General features: G+C 70.3%; 16 protein-coding genes. 7 read left to right on the top strand and 9 right to left on the bottom strand.

Going from position 1 to position 19687, the window contains the following annotated elements; all coding sequences use genetic code 11:
- Positions 1–60: 60 nt before the first annotated feature.
- From SNA_RS21400 to SNA_RS21410, 3 genes are read right to left on the bottom strand one after another with little or no spacing between them, the layout of a single operon-like run.
- The gene (locus tag SNA_RS21400) at positions 61–1290 is read right to left on the bottom strand and encodes a type III PLP-dependent enzyme (RefSeq protein WP_044366229.1); all 1230 of its coding nucleotides are present in this window, start codon (positions 1288–1290) and stop codon (positions 61–63) included.
- Positions 1287–2993, bottom strand: a complete 1707-nt coding sequence (locus SNA_RS21405; RefSeq protein ID WP_030065379.1) for an IucA/IucC family protein — start codon at positions 2991–2993, stop codon at positions 1287–1289. Before SNA_RS21405 ends, SNA_RS21400 begins: the two co-directional genes overlap by 4 nt.
- Before the next feature lie 32 nt (positions 2994–3025).
- The gene (locus SNA_RS21410) at positions 3026–4696 is read right to left on the bottom strand and encodes an IucA/IucC family protein (RefSeq protein WP_078970075.1); all 1671 of its coding nucleotides are present in this window, start codon (positions 4694–4696) and stop codon (positions 3026–3028) included.
- 620 nt (positions 4697–5316) lie between these two features.
- Here SNA_RS21410 and SNA_RS21415 point away from each other — a divergent pair.
- From SNA_RS21415 to SNA_RS21430, 5 genes are all read left to right on the top strand, one after another.
- Positions 5317–6108, top strand: coding sequence for a response regulator transcription factor (locus tag SNA_RS21415; protein ID WP_044366231.1), 792 nt, complete (start codon positions 5317–5319; stop codon positions 6106–6108).
- Entirely contained in the window at positions 6105–7607 is a 1503-nt protein-coding gene (locus tag SNA_RS21420) for a sensor histidine kinase (RefSeq protein WP_078970076.1), read from the top strand. Before SNA_RS21415 ends, SNA_RS21420 begins: the two co-directional genes overlap by 4 nt.
- A complete protein-coding gene (locus SNA_RS42625; RefSeq protein WP_157880034.1) occupies positions 7604–7744 on the top strand; it encodes a hypothetical protein in 141 nt (46 codons plus the stop codon). The genes SNA_RS21420 and SNA_RS42625 overlap by 4 nt, the downstream gene beginning before the upstream one ends.
- Positions 7745–7832: 88 nt before the next feature.
- Positions 7833–8072 (top strand): hypothetical protein, encoded by a 240-nt coding sequence (locus tag SNA_RS21425; protein ID WP_157880035.1) that lies wholly within the window; start codon positions 7833–7835, stop codon positions 8070–8072.
- Positions 8069–9271 (top strand): MFS transporter, encoded by a 1203-nt coding sequence (locus tag SNA_RS21430; protein ID WP_044366235.1) that lies wholly within the window; start codon positions 8069–8071, stop codon positions 9269–9271. The genes SNA_RS21425 and SNA_RS21430 overlap by 4 nt, the downstream gene beginning before the upstream one ends.
- 48 nt (positions 9272–9319) lie before the next feature.
- On the opposite strand, the gene SNA_RS21435 is transcribed toward SNA_RS21430, so the two are convergent.
- The 6 genes from SNA_RS21435 to SNA_RS21460 all read right to left on the bottom strand — a co-directional run bounded on the left by SNA_RS21435 (position 9320) and on the right by SNA_RS21460 (position 15755).
- The gene (locus SNA_RS21435) at positions 9320–10579 is read right to left on the bottom strand and encodes an RNA polymerase sigma factor (protein WP_044366619.1); all 1260 of its coding nucleotides are present in this window, start codon (positions 10577–10579) and stop codon (positions 9320–9322) included.
- 165 nt (positions 10580–10744) lie between these two features.
- Entirely contained in the window at positions 10745–11101 is a 357-nt protein-coding gene (locus SNA_RS21440; protein ID WP_030065370.1) for a YciI family protein, read from the bottom strand.
- A 286-nt stretch (positions 11102–11387) separates the two neighbouring features.
- Complete coding sequence (locus tag SNA_RS21445) at positions 11388–12239, bottom strand: geranyl diphosphate 2-C-methyltransferase (RefSeq protein ID WP_030065369.1); 852 nt, start codon at positions 12237–12239, stop codon at positions 11388–11390.
- A 38-nt stretch (positions 12240–12277) separates the two neighbouring features.
- The gene (locus SNA_RS21450; RefSeq protein WP_044366241.1) at positions 12278–13486 is read right to left on the bottom strand and encodes a family 2 encapsulin nanocompartment cargo protein terpene cyclase; all 1209 of its coding nucleotides are present in this window, start codon (positions 13484–13486) and stop codon (positions 12278–12280) included.
- An 11-nt stretch (positions 13487–13497) separates the two neighbouring features.
- Positions 13498–14907 carry a family 2B encapsulin nanocompartment shell protein gene (locus tag SNA_RS21455; protein WP_030065367.1) on the bottom strand — a complete coding sequence of 470 codons (1410 nt, stop codon included), beginning with the start codon at positions 14905–14907 and terminating at the stop codon, positions 13498–13500.
- Between the two features lie 422 nt (positions 14908–15329).
- Positions 15330–15755, bottom strand: a complete 426-nt coding sequence (locus SNA_RS21460) for a hypothetical protein (RefSeq protein WP_030065365.1) — start codon at positions 15753–15755, stop codon at positions 15330–15332.
- 412 nt (positions 15756–16167) lie between these two features.
- Between SNA_RS21460 and SNA_RS21465 the strand changes: the two genes are divergently transcribed.
- Positions 16168–17319: an acyltransferase family protein gene (locus SNA_RS21465; protein WP_051877224.1), complete on the top strand. Its 1152-nt coding sequence runs from the start codon at positions 16168–16170 to the stop codon at positions 17317–17319.
- A gap of 197 nt (positions 17320–17516) precedes the next feature.
- Positions 17517–19364, top strand: coding sequence for an alkaline phosphatase family protein (locus SNA_RS21470; RefSeq protein ID WP_044366242.1), 1848 nt, complete (start codon positions 17517–17519; stop codon positions 19362–19364).
- Positions 19365–19687: the final 323 nt, after the last annotated feature.

The following is a 19687-nucleotide window of genomic DNA, read 5'->3' on the forward strand; positions in this document are numbered from 1 at the left end:
CCTCGTGACGACGTGCGCGGAGACAAACGGGCACGCGGACGCGGACGCGGCGGACGATGCTCATGATGCGTGGTGGACGGACGGGCTGGAGACGGACGCCGCCGCCACCCCGGCCGTCTCCACGTCGTCGACGTGGTGGAAGGTCGGATGGGGGTGCATGAGGAACTGATGGTGGGAGATGTTCCAGGCGTAGGCGCCGGCCATGGCGAACGCGACCCGGTCCCCGACGCGCAACCGTTCCACTGTGATCCCGCGGGCCAAAACGTCCTTGGGCGTGCACAGCTGCCCGACCAGCGTCACCGGTTCGTCACGCGCCTCGGGGCGCTCCCAGGGCCGTGACCAGACGTCGTCCGGGATCACCTCGAAGGGCTGGTCGTGCTGTTTGGCGGCGGGCGTACGCAGATGGTGGGTGCCGCCGCGCAGGACGGCGAATGCCTGGCCGTGACTGCGTTTGACGTCCAGGACCTCGGTGACGTACCAGCCGCAGTAGGCGGTGAGCGAACGGCCGGGCTCGATCCGCAGCGTCAGCCGGGGGTGGCGGGTCAGCCGCTCGCGCAGACCGGCGCCGAAGGCCGACCAGTCGAAGACCTGCTGTGGGCGGGCGTAGTCGACGCCCATCCCACCACCGATGTTGATCTCGGCCAGGTCGAGCCCCCTGGTGTCGGCCCAGTCGACCGCCCATGCCAAGACCTCGTCGGCCAGGCCCAGTTGGGCGGGTGCGTCCAGCCCGCTGGCCAGGTGGACGTGGAGGCCGCGCAGTCGGATGCGCCGGTCGGCGGCGATGACTGCCAGGCACTGGTCCAGCTGTGTGGGATCCAGACCGAAGGGGCTGGGCTGCCCGCCCATGGCGAGTGCGACCGGACCGAGTGTGACCGGCAGGTTGACGCGCAGAAGGATGTCGACGGTGCGGTCGCCCAGTGCGGTGGTGAGGAGGCGCAGTTCATGTGCGCTTTCGATGTGCAGGCGTTGTACGCCCGCGTTCAGCGCCTGCGCCAGCTCGGCCGGGGTTTTGCCGGGGCCGCCGAAGGCGATCGGCGTGTCGGGGAAGAGCCCGCGGACGTGGCGCAGTTCGCCGCCGGAGGCCACTTCGAAACCGTCGATGTGCCCGGCCAGTGCGTGCAGCAGCCGGGGGTCCGAGTTCGCCTTGGCCGCGTACAGCAGCTCGACACGATCCGGCAGGGCCGCCCGGATCGCGCGGACGTGCTCGCGCAGGCCCGGCAGGTCGTGGACATAGGCGGGCAGGTCGTCGTCGGTCATGCGGCGGACGTGGTCGAGCAGTGCGGGCCTCATCGGGCCACCTCCCGGGGAAAGTCCTCGCCGAGCGGGCTGGGCAGGGGGACGTAGCCGGCATGCCGGTCGGCCTGGCGGGCCCAGCGCAGCAGGAGGTTGGCCTTGGCGGGCAGCGGTACGCCGGACAGCAGGGCGCGCAGCCGCGGCGGTTCGCCGGCGGTGCGGGCGTAGGCGGCGAGATGGTCGCGGACCAGGCCCCACAGGGCGGGCTCCAGGGCGGGATCGCGGTCCGCCAGGGCGCCGAGGAGTTCGGCGGTGTGATTGACCAGCAGGCAGTACGCGACCCGGTTCCAGCCGCGCTCGGCATCGTAGGTGAGGGGCCCGCGGACGTCCTCGGGCAGGTCGGCGAGGGCGTTTTGATGGTGGCCGGGCAGCACCTTGGTGCCCTCCAGGTCGCGGAAGAGCATCTGCGCCGGGGTCCCGTCGGCGTGCACCCCGACCACAACGTTCTGGAGGTGGGGTTCGAGGACGATGCCGTGTTCGAAGTAGGCGGCCAGTACCGGCGGGAGCAGCAGCCGCAGGTAGGCGTCCCACCATGCCAGGACATCGCCGTCGCCGCGGGCGAGCAGGTGGGAGACGTGGGCGGTGCTGGTGGGGTACTCGTCCGCGATGGCGGCGGCGAGCAGGGGGGTCACCCCGGGTCGCAGGTGGGGGCGCAGCCCGGAGCGCACGATGACGGCGAGCCCCTCCAGCAATGCGGTGTCGCCGTCGGCGTCCAGGGTGCGGTAGCCGGGTTCGGCGAGCAGCGCACAACCGGGGAACCGGTCGGCGAGAGCGGTGAAGACGGGCTGGAGCAGCTGGTTGAGGGCAACGGCTCCGGGAAGTTCGTAACTGGCGTGTTTGCGCACGCAGTTGGTGAGACGGACATTCAGGCTGAACTTCAGGAAGGTGTCGGCGTCCGGCTGGTACAGCGTGCGCACCGACGCGGTCGGCACCAGTTCGGGCCCGCGCACGCCGGTGTCGACCACCTCGCCTGCGGCCAGCGCCGCCCGCAGCCGGTCGTTGGCCTGCAACAACCGGTACTGCCAGGGGTGTACCGGCAGTGTCAGGCAGCCCGGGTCGGCCGGCGGACACAGTGCGTCCAGGGCGTCCAGGGCGCCTTCCTCGCGCACGAGATGGCGGCGTACGGCCAGGTGCCGCAGGCGGAAGCGGGCGCCGGTCTCCGGTCCGTACGTCAGCCAGTCGTCCGGGTCCCCGGTGCGTGCCTTGGGTGTGGGGTGGAAGCGGTGGCCGAACACCAGGGACTGTTCCGAAAAGAGATAGGGGTCTGTCTGCTGCCGGGGCCGGTGGGACCGTTGTTCCAGGGCGGTGCGGATGGTCTCGCGGCTGTCGGCGACCTGGTCCAGGAACTCTTCGTTGGCGATGCCGGTGCGCAGTTCCAGTTCGTTCTGCACGTAGTCGGCCAGCTCCCGCCAGCCGACCGTGGCCCAGGCATCGGCCTCGAACCGCTGCACCGGGCCCTGGAAGCGGTGGGCGCCGATCAGTGAGATCCGGCGCAGCCGGGCGCGCAGCAGGAGGTGACGCCGGGGAAGGCGGAGCAGTAAGTGCCCCTGGTCGACGGTTACTTGGTGCTCGGGGGCGGATACCTCGCGGATCAGGCAGTTGAGCAGCGTGTGGGCGGTGACGGTGTCGGCGGTCTGCTCGGCCCGGTCGTCGGGCAGTGTGGTGGTGGCGGTGACGTCGGGTGTCGTGGTTGCGGTCATGCCGTAGCTCCCATGCGTACGAACTCGGTGCGTCAGCGGGTGAGTGTGTGAGTGGTCCGGGCGTGGGAACGTGCGCGCGCCAGGGGGTTGGGGACGGGAGCCCACAGCGCCTTGCCCGGGTTGTCGGCCAGGCGCATGGCGATGGTCGCCTTCAACGGAAGCGTGTCGGCGAAGAACGCGGCCGCGTCCCCGTCATCCGGGAGGTCTGCGTACACTCGTCGGCCGACGTCGGCCACCGCGGTCCACAGCGCCATGGGATCCGCCGCCCGGGTGCGGGCGAGGACATCGACCAGCTCGCTGAAGACGCCGCTGAGCAGGCCGCCGAACAGCTTGGTGCGCAGCGCCTCCACATCGTCGCCGGCGCGGGTGCCGGCCAGCGGCGGCAGCGTGAATCCGTACCGGGCCAGCCTGCGCGGGCTGATCCGTACGCCGTCCAGGTCCCGGTACAGCACCCGCACCGGCCGCCCGTTCCGCAGCACGACGAGCGTGTTCTGGCCGTGCGCCTCCAGGGCCACTCCCATGGACAGCAGCGTCAGCGCGGGCGGCAGGACGAGCCCGGCGAAGTCCGCCAGCCACCGCACCGGATCGCCCGCCACCACGGCCCCTCCCGTGGCGTGTACCGCGGTGAGCGGGACGGCGATCTCCCCGTCGTCGAGGTGGCACTCGGGGGACTCCCGGATCATCGTCGCCAGGCTCGCGGACGGCTGCCCGTCCACGCGCACCGCGCCCCCACCCAGCTCGTGCAGGACCCGCAGGCTGCCGCCGTACCCCGCCTTGTCGACGACCGCCGTGACCAGGTCCGAAAGGGGCGGGCCATCGGCGACCTCGGCGGGTGAGATGGTGCGCCGGTAGTTGGTGAGCTGCACGTCGAGCGCCGTTTTGATGTGGCGGCCCGGCAGATCGTCCAGTGGAGCGAGGGTGCGCAGCGACAGCAACGGCCGGGCCGGGATGGTGGGTTGCGCCACGGCCAGTTCGGGGTGGTGGACGAGGACGTGGTCCCGCTGCCATGGGTGTAGAGGCACCAGGACCGTATCGCCGTCACGCAGCTCCTGAGGCCACTGGCCGGAACCCTGCCAGCGTTCGGCCGGAACGGCGAGCAGGGCCACCTGCACGACGGGGTGGTGCTCGGGTGCGTAGGCGAGTACCTCGGCGACCGACATGCCGGTACGGGTGCGGCAGCACGGATGCTGCGGATGGCCGTCGACCACTGCCTGTTCGGCGTCGGTCGAATCGGCGAGCGGGCCGATTCCCCTGGCGTTGGCGGCGCGGGCCAGGGCCATATTGACCACGCTGTTGTCGAGCTCGGCCGCCAGCCGCTGCGCGGCGGGAGTCCGCAGCCCCAACTCTGCCAGCAGCTCCGTCGGTTCGCTGACCGGCCCGTCGGGCCCGGTCACGGTGAAGTCCTCCGGCACCTGGGCGAAGCGTCGCGAGCAGGAGTCGGCCGCGGAGAGCGGACCGCCGCGCTGCACGGAGACCTCTAAGGTGTCCGCCTCCCGGCGCCGGCCGGTCACCCCGGGCAGGGGTTCTCGCGCGAAGGCCCCCCACAGCCGCCCGAGCACGGCCGCGCGCGCTCCCGGCAGTGCAGCTGTGAACGGTTCCACCAGGTCCGGGCGCACACGGTGCAGTTCGTCGATCGTGCGCAGTTCGTCGGTCGTGCACACTTCGTTCGTTGTGCGCAGTTCGTCGGTCGTCGTCTGACGCATAATCACCGTCCGGGTCCGAAAGGGAGGGGGAGATCAGCGCATGCGCAGGGTTTCGTCATAGCTATTCCAGGGGGATGTGGGGGGAGTTGTGCCACTCGGAGCTCTTGTGGCCCGGTCTGCGCCTCGACACTACGGGACGGCGTTCAAGGGAATGGCCAGCAGACATACAGCGAGCACCTCGCGAATGATCGGGCAACGCCAATTCCTCTCTGATTCCGGGTGCCCTCGATACGTAGTTCATACTGGTCATGACAGAGGCGCTGGATCGAGTGACGCCGAATCCGACGGTGAATCCGAAGCGGTTTCAGGCGATCGAACGCGTCAATTCGTTGAGTCCATGGCCGGAATTCGTCGAATCCTGGCCGGGCTTGTTCCTCGGTCGGCCGGAGCCGGTTAACCGTCAGACCCACTGCACCTCAGGATTCTTAACTCTCCCTTACTGAATGCTGTCGGAGTGCTGGATGTTCCGGTAACCCCGTCCGGTCGCTGCGCCATTCGGCGAACGTCCGGTCCACCACCGAAGCGTGTGCCGGTAGCACAGCACCGTGCGGGCTCGGGAAAGATCAGTGACTCGGGGGAGGTTCCAGCGGTTGCGGCCGGACGTTTGCGAACCTGAAGGCATGCGTGTGCTGCTGATCGAAGACGACGACCGGGTGGCCGGACCGTTGATGGAGGGTCTGGACCGCTTCGGGTTCACCGTGGAACACGCCCGCAACGGCGCCGACGGACTGTCCGCACCGGAGCCGGCGATGGTGTTGCTGGACCTGGGGCTGCCCGACATGGACGGCTTGGACGTGTGCCGGGCTCTGCGCGCCCGGTCCCCGGTACCGATCATCATGATCACTGCCAGGGACGACGAGGTGGACCGGGTGCTGGGCCTGGAGCTGGGCGCGGACGACTATCTGTCCAAACCGTTCGGCGTGCGGGAACTGGTGGCCCGGATCCGCGCCGTCACCCGCCGCACCCTGGCCGCGGGCCCGGCGTCGGGCGGTGCGGAGCCGGGGCCGTCCCGCGGCCCGGCCGAGGCGGGGTCACCCGGTGCCCAGCGGATCGGACCGCTGACCATCGACCACCGCACCCGGCAGGTCCGTCTGCACCAATCGTCGATCGCGCTGGCCCCCAAGGAGTTCGACCTGCTCGTCTGCCTCGCCGAAGACCCCGGAGCCGTCTGCTCCCGCCAGCAGATCCTCGATACGGCCTGGGAACCCAACTACTTCGGCCCCACCAAGACGTTGGACGTCCATATCGCCGCGCTGCGCCGCAAACTCGGCGACTCCTCCTGGATCGAGAACATCCGCGGCATCGGCTTCCGCCTGGTCCCGCCGGCCGATCGCGACGGCGCCTCTCCCCCATCGCCCGGACACGACGGCGCCTCTCCCCCACCGCCCGGACACGACGGAGGCACCCGGTGACCCGTCGCCTCGTGTGCAGCTACCTCAGCCTCATGCTGCTCGTCCTCCTCGTCCTCGAAGTGCCGTTCGGCTTCGTCTACGGCCGCGGTGAGCTGTCCCGCTTCTCCAACACGGCGGAACAGGGCGCGATGACGCTCGCCGACGTCTGCGAGGAGAAGCTCGAACGGGGACTGGCGGCCGAGCTGCCGGATCTCGCCCGCAACTACAGCCGGCGGACCGGCAGCCGTGTGATCGTCGCCGACCGGAACGGCATCGTCCGCACGGACACCGACAACGCCCCGGCCGTCACCACCGTCGGCAAGGACCTGTCCGCCGAGCCCGATATCGCCACCGCACTGCACAACCGGCCCGCCATCGGGACCCGCGACGCCCCGGCCTCGGACGGCGAGGCCCTGTTCGTCACCGTCCCCGGCACCTCCGGCGCCGACAACACCGTCACCTGCGTCGTACGGACCCGCCACCCCCTCGGCGCACTCAACGAGAGGGTCCACGCCACCTGGGCGGTACTCGCCGCCGTCGGACTGGGGGTACTGGCCACCGTCGCCGTGATCGGCTTCGTGCTCGCCCGCTCGATCACCCGTCCCATCCGGGCCCTGGAACGCGCCACCGCACAACTCGCCGACGGCCGCCTCACCGATCCCCCGGCCACCGATCACGGACCGCCGGAACTGCGCCGGCTGTCTGCCTCCTTCACCCGTACCGCGACCCGGCTCCAGCACCTGCTCAGCGCCCAGCAGGCATTCGCCTCCGAGGCATCCCACCAGCTCAAGACCCCGCTGACCGCCCTGCGCCTGCGCCTGGAGAACTTCGAGCCGCACCTCGCCCCCAGCGCACAAGGCAGCCTCGACGAAGCACTCGCGGAAGTGGAACGGCTCAGCCGTATGGTCCAAGGGCTGCTCGCCCTCGCCCGACTGGAGAACTCCGCCATCACACCGGAGGCCACGGACCTCGACACCGTGGTCGCCGACCGCGCCGCCATCTGGACGGCCTTTGCCGGCGAACAAGGCGTCGACATCACCGTGACCGGGGCGAACGCCGGTCATGTCTGGGCGGTCCCGGGCGCGCTCGACGGGATCATCGACAACCTGCTCTCCAACGCGCTGCGCGCATCCCCACCGGGAACGGCCATCACTCTGACCACCGTCACCACCCCCGGCGACGGCGGCCGCACGCCACCGATGGCCGAGCTGCATGTCATCGACGAGGGCTCCGGCATGACCGAAAGCGAACGGCAGCGCGCCTTCGACCGGTTCTGGCGCGCCGCTGACGTCCACCACGATGGCACCGGCCTGGGTCTGCCCATGGTCCGGCAACTCGCACGGGCCTGCGGCGGCAGGGCCTCCCTGCACGCAGCACCTGGCGGCGGCCTCGACGCCGTGGTCCGCCTCCGCCCTGCCCAGCGGCGCGCCCCCGCCACCACTCGGCGGCCTTCAGAGGGTCTCTCCGCTACACCAACACCGCAGTCAGCGGTCCCGCGCCGGGCGAAGGAGTTTCGGTGAGGGAGAACCAGGTGTCGGACAACCCAGCCATGGGCGCCGACCCGTCAGACGCCTACAACGCCTGGGAGCCCATGGGGCATTCCGGCCGGGTCCTCACCGTTGCCGTCGTGCCGCTCGGTACCGGGCCGGATCGGTGACGGCCGGGAGTGGCCGGCCGATTCCTGCGAAGTCTCACAGGCGGTGAGACTAACCTGCGTCCTACAGGGTGTGCGACAAAGGAAGGGCTTGGGGCTCGTGTACGTGACCGTCTACCTGCTGCTGGTCGCACCGGCCCTACTGGCTGCGGCCGGCCCGCGCATGGCCCGCCGCCTCGCCCCGGCGGCCGCCGACCGCGCGGCCACCCTGGCAGCCGCCGACCCCGTCCCCCGCACGTTCGGCGCCCTGGCCGCCGTGACCGCACTCGCCCCGGCCAACGCCGACGCCGCCGCGGCACTCGGCCGGCTCCTGGAAGTCCTGCACCCGTGACCGGGCCCGTACCGTCCCCCTCCGGGAGAGGCCCGGCGTGGCTGACGCGCAACGTCAAGACCCTGTGTGGGATTTCCTTCCTCCAGGACACGGCCAGCGAACTGCTCTACCCGATCCTGCCGATCTTCCTCACCACGGTGCTCGGCGCGCCACCCGCCGTCGTCGGCGCGATCGAGGGCCTGGCCGAGGGCGCCGCCTCCGTCACCAAGGTCGCCGCCGGACGCCTGGCCGACCTCATCGCTCGCCGACCGTTGATCGCCACCGGCTACGGGCTCGCCGCACTCGGCAAGTTGCTGATCGCCCTGGCCACCGTCTGGCCGCTGGTGCTTGTCGCCCGCGTCGTCGACCGCCTCGGCAAGGGCATGCGCTCCGCACCCCGCGACGCCCTCCTCATCGACGGCATCCCCAACGGCCGGCGCGGCAAGGTGTTCGGACTGCACCGCGCCGCCGACACCGCCGGAGCCGTCGTCGGCCCACTGCTGGGCCTGGCCCTCTACGAGGCGTTCGACCACCATCTGCGCCCATTGTTCTGGATCGCACTCATCCCCGCCGTCGCCTCCGTGGCCCTGGTCAGCGCCGTCCGCGACCCCCGCACCAAAACCAGAACCTCCGCACCGGCGGAACCCCCACGCGCACCATGGCGCGCGCTGCCCGGCCGCTACTGGCGGACCCTCACGCTGCTGGCAGCCTTCAACCTGCTCAACTTCCCCGACGCCCTGCTCCTGCTCCGCGCACACGACCTCGGTCTGACCACAGCCGGAGTGATCGGCGCGTACGCCGTCTACAACTTCGCCTACGCCGCCCTGTCCTACCCCGCGGGCGCCCTGTCGGACCGGCTTTCGCGCCCGCTGGTGTTCGCCGCCGGGTTGGCATTCTTCGCCATCGGCTACCTCGGACTCGGCCTCCTCCACGCCCCCTGGCTCGTGTTCGCCGTACTGCCTCTCTACGGCGGCTTCAACGCCTGCACCGACGGAGTCGGCAAAGCCTGGATCTCCACCCTCGTCCCCGACAGCCAACAGGGCACCGCCCAGGGGCTCTACCAAGGCACCATCGGCGCCGCCGTCCTCATCGCCGGCCTCTGGGCCGGACTCGCCTGGGGCGCCGACGGCCACATCCCCCTCCTGGTCTCCGGTACGGGCGCCCTCGCCCTCGCCGCCACCCTGCCCGCCCTCGCCCGTGCCCCCATGGCAGCTCGGTGACCACCACACCGCAGCAACCGGCCCCCCACAGGCCGACCGCACCTCCGGTTAACGGGCACACTCCTGTGCCCGGGCCAGCAGCAGCTGCCGCTCCCGTTCGTTGCGGGTGAGTGCGGCGGCCCGTTCGAACTCCGCCCGCGCCTGGGCCGTGCGGCCCAGGCGTGCCAGCAGGTCACCGCGCACGCTGGGCAGCAAGTGGTAGTCCCGCAGGGCGGGTTCGGCCGCGAGGGCGTCGACGAGTTCCAGGGCCGGTCCGGGGCCCTCCGCCATGGAGACGGCGACCGCACGGTTCAGCTCCACGACGGGGGACGGCGAGCGGGCGGCGAGGAGGCCGTAGAGAGTGACGATGGCCGCCCAGTCCGTCTCCTCGTAGGAGTACGCGTGCGCATGGCACGCGGCGATCGCTGCCTGGAGGACGTACGGCCCCGGAGCGCCCGGGAGGACTTCCCCAGGCGACGTCGAGAACTTGGTGGAGGCCGCGTCGGCGCGGCCGAGGGCGGTGATGCCGCGGGCGATGAGCAGCCGGCTCCAACGGCGGCGGTTCTGATCCTTGAGGAGGACGGGCGCGCCGTCGGGGCCGGTGCGGGCGGGCGCGCGGGACGCCTGGAACTCCAACAGCGCGGCCAGACCGTGCACTTCGGGCTCCTTCGGCATCAGGCCCGCCAGCAGACGGGCCAGCCGCAGCGCGTCCTCGCACAGTCCGGGGCGCAGCCAGTCGTCGCCCGCGGTGGCGGCGTACCCCTCGTTGAAGATCAGGTAGATGACGTCGAGGACGGAGCCGAGGCGCGCCTCGCGGTCGGGGCCGTAGGGGACCTCGAAGGCGACGTTCTTCGCGGCCAGGGTGCGCTTGGCGCGGACGATGCGCTGGGCGATCGTCGGCTCCGGGGTGAGGAACGCGCGGGCGATCTCCGCGGTGGTCAGTCCGCCGAGCAGGCGCAGGGTGAGGGCGATGCGGGCCTGGTCCGACAGCACGGGGTGGCAGGCGGTGAAGACCAGGCGGAGCAGGTCGTCGTCGATGTCGCCCGGATCTGCGGGCTCCTCCGGAGGGACCGCGGCCTGAAGGTCGCGGCCGATCTCCGCCAGCTTGCGGGCGTAGTTCTCCCGGCGCCGTACCAGGTCCACGGCACGGTGCCGGGCGGTCGCCATCAGCCAGGCACCCGGGTTGTCCGGCACGCCGTCCCGCGGCCACCGCTCCAGCGCCGCGACCAGCGCGTCCTGCACGATCTCCTCCGCGATCCCGATGTCCCGCACGATCCGGGCGACACCGGCGATGACACGCGGCGACTCCAGCCTGAAGACGGTCTCCAGGGCGTGCGCGGCGGCCTCGCAGGAGCCGGTCTCCGACTGCTGGGCGGGGGTGGCGGCGTCCTGACCGGGCGGTATGGCGGCGGGCCGGTCCGGCGGGGTGGCGGTGGGTTGCGGTTCCACAACCCACCATGCAACACCCCTGCGCGGCGTTGCGCAAAGGAACGCTCAGCCCTCCGCGATCTCCCGCAGTTCGCAGGTCACCGTCCAGAACTCCTCATGCACCTTCAGGAACCGCTTGGTCCACTCCAGCGCCTCGGCCTTGTCCTTGCACTGCATGATCGCGTAGCCGCCGACGACCTCCTTGGACTCGGTGAACGGGCCGTCCGTGACGGAGATCTTTCCGCCTTCCCAGTGCACCCGAGCACCCTGCGCGGACGGCGTCAGCCCGGCGGTGTCCAGCATCACCCCCGCCTTGGTGATCTCCTCGATCAGCTCGCCCATCCGCTGCATCAGCTCGGGGCTGGGGCCCTCGGCGGGCGCGGTCTTCTCGTCGATCTGCACGAGCGACAGGTAGCGCGGCATGGTGACTCCTTCGCGGGGACCTGGGTCGGTCCTCCTGTGGGGGCGGGGCCTGTCCCCGCCTCTCACCCATTGCGTCGAACGGAGACCGCCCGCATCGACACACGCGCCGAATCTCTTCCAAGATTTTTTTCGTCCGTGCCATCTCCGCAGGTCAGCGCAGTGGCGGCGGTCGGGTTCGGCGTGGTCTTCGTAGCGCGACAAGGGCGTCATCCCCACCTACCCGGACCCGATGCCGAAGCGCGAGCCCGAGCCGACCCTGCGGTGGCGGAAACTCTCGCCCGAGCCCTCAGACCCGGTCCGCCGCGATCAGCAGGTAGTGGAAGCTGCCTTCTTTGTACGCCGTCAGGAACGGGTCCTCGACGCCCGTGGCCAGCGAGGACTCGGCGCGCAGCTCCCAGTAGGGGATGGTCGCGTCCGTGAGGTCGACGACGTTCATCGGGACCAGGCCGTTGGCCGCCATGGCCTTGAAGTAAGCGCTGCGCGGGTGGATGTTGCAGGTGTAGTGCTCGTCGATGCGGCTGACGGCCTTGGAGCGGCCGCCCGTCACATCGTTGGAGCAGCCCGTGATGACGACGTAACGGCCGCCGAAGGCCAGCTGGCGGGCGTGCTCGGCGAAGAGGTCGAACAGGTCCACGTACATGGTGGATTCGTTGTTCCAGATGCCCTGGAACGCGCCGGTCGGCAGGCCGGTGTCGAGCATGTTGCGGAAGTGGTAGCGCACCTTGTCGTCCACACCCCGCTTGCGTGCCTGGCCGTTGGCGAACTCGACCTGGGCCTCGGAGATGGAGACACCGTCGACCTGGCAGCCGAAGCGGGCGTTGGCCATGATGCTGGAACCGCCGCGGCCGCAGCCGGCGTCCAGCAGACGGTGGCCGGGGGCGATGGGGCCGAGATGGTCGAGCAGGACATCGGCCTGGGCCGATTCCAGGCGGTGGAGTTCGGCGATGATGCGCTCGTCGCGGGTGTCCTCGGGGCCGTCCAGGACGGCACGGTCGTAGTCACCGATCCCGTAGTGGTGGTGGTAGAGGCCGTCGACGTCGCCCAGGCGCAGGTTGACCGGGGCCTTCTCGGCGTTCCAGTAGTCCGCCACGGACTTCTGGTAGGCGGTGCGCAGAACGGGGACGGGGGTGGTGGTCATGCGGGTGGGGCTCCTTGCGATGGTGCAGTGTGCGGAAGTCAGGAAGGGGTGGAGGCGGAGGTGTAGCGCGGGCTCCCGCTGTGCCAGGCGCGGTTGCCGCCCAGCCAGGCCCACACCCCCGCCAGGAAACGGCGCAGCTGGGGTGAGCCGGTCACGGCCAGTGCCGCCGCCTCCGTCTCGAAGGTGCGGACCAGTTCGTCGTGGATCGCCGCGCTCCGCTCGACCGCCTCGCGCGGGGTGCAGCGCTCCTCGGCGGCGATCACGGTCGGCAGGTTGAACTCCACGCTGTCCGAGCGGTGTTCCTTCGCCATCGAGTACAGGTCGTTGACGAGCGTGGCGGCCGTCGATGCCATGGTCACGGCGCGGCGGACGCGCGGGTCGGCGTACTCGGCGGCGGGCAGTACGTAGCCGCCGACCATATCGGTCATCGCGACGCAAGGGACGAAGCTGTTGATCTGACGGTGCGCCAGGTACTCCCAGACGGCCGGCATCCGGCCCTGGGAGCGCCAGGATCCCTCCTGTCCGTAGCCCACGAACAGCACCGCGACCTCGTGGCTCAGCCGGGCCAGTTGGGACGAGTCCGCGTACCGGGCCATATGCGCGAAGCCGGAGCGCAGGGCGGTCCGCACCGGGTCGTCCTGCATGGCCTGCTCGACGGCGGGGACGTAGCGGAGCGGAGGGTGGGCGGGGTCGATGGCCGCGTAGGCGATGCCGAGGTGCGCGCCGAGCAGCGCCGGCGCGGATCCCATCGACTCGTCGTCGCAGTAGTAGTCGTCCGTGGCCCATTCCGCCAGGGCACACTTGCCTGCGGCCAGCAGCCGGTCCGGGTCGTCGGTGTCGGGGTGCGCCAGCATCATCAGGCGCCCGAAGTCCGCCGCGCGGACGCGGTCGAGGCGGCCGGCGTAGAGGCCGATCTCCTCGGCCCACGCCAGCAGGCGGGCGTTGACCTCCTCGGCGAGCGCCGGGTCGTCGCGGAGCGCGGGCGGGCAGTACAGCTCGGGGACGCCAGGGCCCTCAACACCCTTGCGTCCGACGGTGATTCGGGCAGCCGACGTACCGAGACCCGTCGGTCCGGTCGGCAGGGCGGCCCTCCTCGCCGGCCCTTCCGGGCGGGCGCCCGGGGGCTTGGACCCCTCCGGCTCGGGCCCCTCCGGGCGAACACCGGGGTGCTCGGCGAGCAGCGCGGCCACGAGCCGCGCCACGTCGTGACGGGCCGTGGGCGCCGCGATCCGGGACAGCAGTGACACGGACTCCCCCTTTACGACGGCGTGCCGAAGACCTCGACGTTCTCCAGAACGCCGAGCGCATCGGGCACGAGAACGGCCGCCGAGTAGTAGGTGCTGACCAGGTAGGAGATGATCGCCTGCTCGTTGATGCCCATGAAGCGGACGTTCAGGCCCGGCTCGTACTCGTCCGGGATCCCGGTCTGCCGCAGTCCGACGACGCCCTGCTCGCCCTCGCCCAGCCGCATCGCGAGGACCGCGGAGGTGCCCTGCTCGGAGACCGGGATCTTGCCGCAGGGAAGGATCGGGACGCCACGCCAGGCCGGCACCGGGTGTCCGCCGAGCTCGGCGGTGTCGAACGCGAGACCCCGCTTGTTGCACTCGCGGCCGAAGGCGGAGATCGCCCGCGGGTGGGCGAAGAACGCCTTCGTCCCGCGCCGCATGCTGAGCAGCTCGTCCATGTCGTCCGGCGTGGGCGGGCCGGAGTGGGTGGAGATGCGCTGGCTGTAGTCGGCGTTGTGCAGCAGCCCGAACTCGGGGTTGTTGACCAGCTCGAACTCCTGGCGCTCGCGCAGGGCCTCGATGGTCAGCCGCAGCTGCTGCTCGACCTGGTCCATCGGCTCGTTGTAGAGGTCCGCGACCCGGCTGTGCACCCGCAGGACCGTCTGTGCGACGCTCAACTCGTACTCGCGGGGCCGGAGTTCGTAGTCGACGAACGTGCCCGGCAGCACCGGCTCGCCGATGTGCCCTGAGGCGAGGGCGATGGCCGCCTCGCCCTTCTTGTTGTGCGGCCGCGCCGTATCGGCCCGGCGCTGCCTGACGTGGGCGCGCAGCCCCTCGTTCCGGCCCGCGACCTCCTCGTACGCGGCCCGGGGAAGCGCCAGCACCGTGCACGCCGTCATCGCCCGCGCCGTGAACTCCCACGTGCCCGGCTCCTCGGCGACCATCTGCCCGCCGAGGAACCCGCCATCGGACAGCACGCCGCGCCGGGTCTCCTCGCCGTACTGGCCGGGCACGAGCTTTTCGACCTTGCCGTGCGCGATCAGGTGGACGTGGTCGACGGACCGGCCCTGCCCGGCTATGACCTGGCCGGGTTCGTACTCCCGCTGCTCGCAGCGCTCGGCAAGGGCCCGCAGCACCGCCTCGTCGTCGAAGCCGCGCAGCAGCGGCAGTTCGCCCAGCTCGGCGGGGACGACCTTGACCGCGGCCCCCTCCTGGACGAAGGTCACCCGGCCGTCCCCGACCTCGTACGCCAGCCGCCGGTTGACCCGGTACGTGCCGCCCTTCACCTCCACCCAGGGCAGCATCCGCAGCAGCCACCGTGAGCTGAGGCCCTGCATCTGCGGCACGGTCTTGGTGGTGGTCGACAGGTTCCGCGCGGCGGCGATCCCGAGACTGAGCTGTGCCCGGCCTGCTGAATGGTCGGGCTGCTCCGGCTGCGACATCCTGGTCCTTCCGTATGGGCGCCTGCATCAAGAAGGAGCCCCGCGATGGGCCGGCTGGCCCATGAGGCTCCTGTGACGTGAGTGAATCAACGTCAGTGAATCAACGTCAGATGATGTTGGTCGAGACGACCGGAAGAAGACCGGCGCCTTTGCGCCAATAAACGAAGGGGGTGCGCCCGGCTCATCCGGCTTCTCCGGCCGACCGGAGGCGGTGGTTTTACCCGTTATGCCACGATGTGCGGCATTCCAAGCAGACGGATCCGGTGTAGCGCACGAGCCCTCCTACCCGGAAACCTTCCGAGCGAGGTGGCCGATAACCTCCGCTGAAACCGCCGGGCCCCACCACCTGCCGTTGTGACGGTCCCGAACCGCGCGGCCGCGGACAGTGATGATGCCGACTGTCCGCCGCCGCCCTGCCGGCCTCAGCGGACGTTCACCTTTGCCAGGTCAGAGGCCCTTTCGCGTACGGGATGGCGGTCGTGCGGGCCGGTCAGGCCGTACAGGACCGCACGGTAGTGCAGGACGCCGCGGTGCGCGGTCTTGATGTGTGCGGTGACCCGCGCCTCGGCGCCCGTGTCGACCACGGCGCCGCAGGTCACCCGGTGCCAGGCCGTCCCGGCGCTGCGGCCCTCCAGGCATACCCGCAGGTAGCCGGCAGCGTCGTCGTCCCCGTGCGCCGCGACCGTGAAGGTCTTGCCGACACGCGCCGTGTGCGGCGCCGTGATCTCCACACCCCCCTTGGCGAACGCCGGCCCGGCGGCCAGGGTGACCGAGGCCAGACCCAGCGCACCGATCACGGCCACCCGGCCGCCCCGCGCCTTCATCCCGGTCTTCTTCGTCCTGGTCATGGACTTCCCTCCCGTGGATCTCCCCCGCGGGATCTCCCCCACTCGGTGAGACCCGCCCCTTCGCGAAGGCGCCCGATGCGCCTCGCTGACCCACCAGATGAGTCAGCAGCCCCACCCGTTGCACCCCGCCCGGCGCCGTTACAGATCCATGACAAAGCCCGTCAACCATGCCCGATCCCGCCATCGGACCGCAGAAGGCACCAAGCCCGGCCACTTGCCCCCGTATCTGATTGTCCGTCAGAACATGTGTCGTACGTCACGCGCAAGCGTCGCCGGGCACTCCATATGATGCGACATCGGGAACAGGTCAAGGCTCTCCCGCCGGGGTTGACGCCGACCCGGCCGACAGCACTCTGCCCAGAACTCGGCAGAAAGTTTTACCCATGACCACCGCGAGGCTAGGGTGCCTCAAATGTTCCGCGCGGCCATACCCCTGCTACGTACTGTGGACCCGGCGCCCAATGGGCAGCAGGCTCCCGCCCCACGCCTCGATCCCCCATCCGGCGGGAGAGACGCGTTCTTCGACAACGCGAAGTACCTGGCGGTCGTCCTCGTCGCCATGGGGCATACGTGGGAGCCGCTGACCCACGGCGGCCGGGCGGCGATGGCGCTCTACATGACCGTCTACACCTTCCACATCCCCGCGTTCATTCTCATATCCGGCTATTTCTCCCGCGGGTTCGATTTCAGCCCGGCCAAGCTCAAGCGGCTCATCACCAGTGTCGCCGTGCCGTACCTGGTGTTCGAGATCCTCTACACCTTCTTCCAGCGCTGGTTGCAGGACGATCCGAACGAGCCGATCAGCCTCACCAACCCGTACTACCTGGACTGGTTCCTGGCAGCCCTCTTCGTCTGGCGGCTGACCACCCCGATCTGGAAGCTCGTACGGTGGCCCGTCCCGCTGGCCCTGGTGATCGCGGTGCTCGCGGCGACCTCACCCGACATCGGCAACGACTTCGCCATCAGGCGCGTTCTGCAGTTCCTGCCGTACTTTGTCATCGGACTGCACCTGACGCCGGCCCACTTCGACCTGCTGCGGCGGCGCGCGATCCGCATCGCGGCAGCGCCGGTCATGCTGGGCGCCGTTGTCTTCGCATACTGGGCGGCGGCGCACATGGACGTCTCATGGTTCCGGCAAAACGACCCCGTACAGAACTTCGGCATGCCGGCGTGGGTCTCCCCGGTCATGGAACTCGCGCTGTTCGGCTGCGCCATGGTGCTCACCGTGTGCTTCCTGGCCCTGGTGCCGCGGCGGCAGACATGGTTCACGAAGCTGGGCGCCGGCACGCTGTACGGCTATCTGCTGCACGGGTTCGTGATCAAGATGTCGCGCTGGTTCGGCTGGTACGACGCCTTCCCCTGGGTGCGCACGCCGGTCGGCGAGATCGCGGTGACGGTGCTGGCCGTCACGCTGATCACGCTGCTGTGCACGAGTCCGGTGCGGCGGGTGTTCCGGTACGTGATGGAGCCGAAAATGTCCTGGGCGTTCAAGAAGGACGCGGCCGCGTTGGCGCGGGCGCGGGAGGGCACGGCCGACGCCGTGCCCGCAAACTCACCCCGCTGACTGCCCCGGGCTTCCTTTGGGGCCCACCAGGGGACGCCCTGCGAGATGACCTACGAGATGACCTGCAAGATCCTCCGCGATTGAACGGAATCCGCCGCCCGGACGTATAGAGCCGTACAGAGAAGGGCGGCGGCTCCGGTTCTCGCAGGTCTGGTCTGCCGTGCCACCACCGGGCCCCGCACGGAAGGACCTTCGCGTTGTCACTCTCCACGCGCTTTCCTCGCCGGCCGAAGCGGCCGAAGCGGCCGGCTCCGGAGCGGATCCCGGACGACGCCGCCGCGGGTGACATCCCCACGAACGACACCTCCGCGGGTGACGACACCGCTGCCGGCGGCACCTGGCGCGACCGTCACCCGGCCACCGTGCGGACGCTCGCCCACGCCACCACGGCCCTCTCCGCCCTCCTCGTCCTCCTCGCCCTCCTCCTGCCGAATCAGCTCACGCTCCTGACGCCTGGTCAGTTCGCACGTATCCCGGTGGAGGGCATCTTCGGCGCCGCCCTGTTGCTCGTCCTTCCACCGAAGGCGAGGCGGGCGGCTGCTGCTGTCGCAGGGGCCGGTCTCGGCGTGCTGACCGTGCTGAACCTCCTCGACATCGGCTTCAACGAGGCGCTCGGCCGAGGGTTCAATCCGGTGTACGACTGGATACTGCTCGACGATGGCGAATCGTTCCTCCAGGACTCGATCGGCCCGACGAAGGCGACCGGTGTCGCGATCGGAGCCCTGGCCCTCGCCCTCGCCCTGCTCATCCTCATGACGCTGGCGGTCGTCCGGCTCGGCAATCTCATGGCGCGGCACGGCGCCGCCGCTACCCGTGCCGTCCTGGTGCTCGGGACCGTCTGGACCGCCTGCACAGCACTCGGCGTACAGGCGACGACCGGCGTGCCGGTGGCCGCGGAGAGCGCGGCCGGGCTCGTACAGAACCGTGCGCAGCAAGTGCGGGCGAGCCTGGCGGACGAGCAGGCGTTCGCGAAAGTGGCCGCCGCCGACACGTTCCGCGACACCCCGGGCAACCGGTTGCTGACCGGACTGCGCGGCAAGGACGTCATCTTCACGTTCATAGAGAGTTACGGGCGCAGCGCCATCGAGGACCCGTTGATGGCACCGGGGGTCGACGCGGCCCTCGCGGACGGAACCACACAGCTGCGCGCGGCCGGGTACGCCGCACGGAGCGGCTGGCTCACCTCGTCGACGTATGGCGGGAGCAGCTGGCTGGGCCATTCCACGTTCATGTCGGGCCTGTGGATCGACAACCAACAGCGCTACCGCACCCTCACCGCCGGCGACCACCTGACCCTCACCGGCGCCTTCGAACGCACCGGCGCCTGGCGCACGGTCGGCATCATGCCCGGCGTCACCAAGGGCTGGCCGGAGGGGTCCTTCTACGGCCTCGACCGCGTCTACAACTCCCGTGAACTCGGCTACAAAGGCCCGAAATTCAGCTGGTCGACGATGCCCGACCAATACGCCTTGTCGGCCTTCGAGCGCCTGGAACACGGCAGGAACCACCGCGCCGAGGAGCAGACCGGGCAGCGAGCCAACCCACCAGACTCAAAGCCGCTGATGTCGTTCGTCATCCTCACCTCCAGCCACAACCCCTGGGCGCCCCTCCCCAAGATGGTCGGCTGGGACAAGATCGGTGACGGCTCGGTCTACAACGCCATCAACAAGGCAGGGAAAAAGCCCGTGGACGTCTGGAAGGACACCGCCCGCATACGCACCGAATACGGCAGGTCCATCCAGTACTCGCTGCACAGCCTCATCTCGTACCTGAAGAAGTACGGCACCAAGAACACCGTCCTGGTCTTCCTCGGCGACCACCAGCCCCTCGCGAAGGTCTCCGGCGAGCACGCGAGCCGTGACGTCCCGGTCACGCTCGTCGCCCACGACCCGGCAGTGCTGAAGCGCATTTCCGGCTGGCACTGGACGCCCGGCCTCATGCCCGGCCCGAAGGCACCGGTCTGGCGCATGGACACCTTCCGCAACCGCTTCCTGACCGCTTACGGACCGCAGTCCGGTTCCGCCCCGTCCCGGCCCGCCCCATAACGCGTCCACCGGCATCGGGCCGGTTCTCGCACGAGAACAACATCACTCCCCCAGGGGAAGTTCAGATCAGCCCCCTTCCGTGAACCTCCGTGAACCTCCGCGAGCCTGCATGACCCCATGCTCGCGCAAAGGGTGGATCTGAAAGACTCCAACGGGCAGCATGCGACGTGGAAGTGGGACGCTTGAGGGACCGGGGGAAGCCGCTGTGGAACCGTGGTACTGCCTCGACGATCTGAACGATTGCCCGACCCGACCGCTGGGTTCAGAGAAACCGCCGCCGCGTCGTCGGCCTCCCGGGTCCAATGGGCTGACCTGGGCGGACA

Origin of the sequence: Streptomyces natalensis ATCC 27448, from assembly GCF_000935125.1 — a bacterium.
GTDB classification, from domain to species: domain Bacteria; phylum Actinomycetota; class Actinomycetes; order Streptomycetales; family Streptomycetaceae; genus Streptomyces; species Streptomyces natalensis.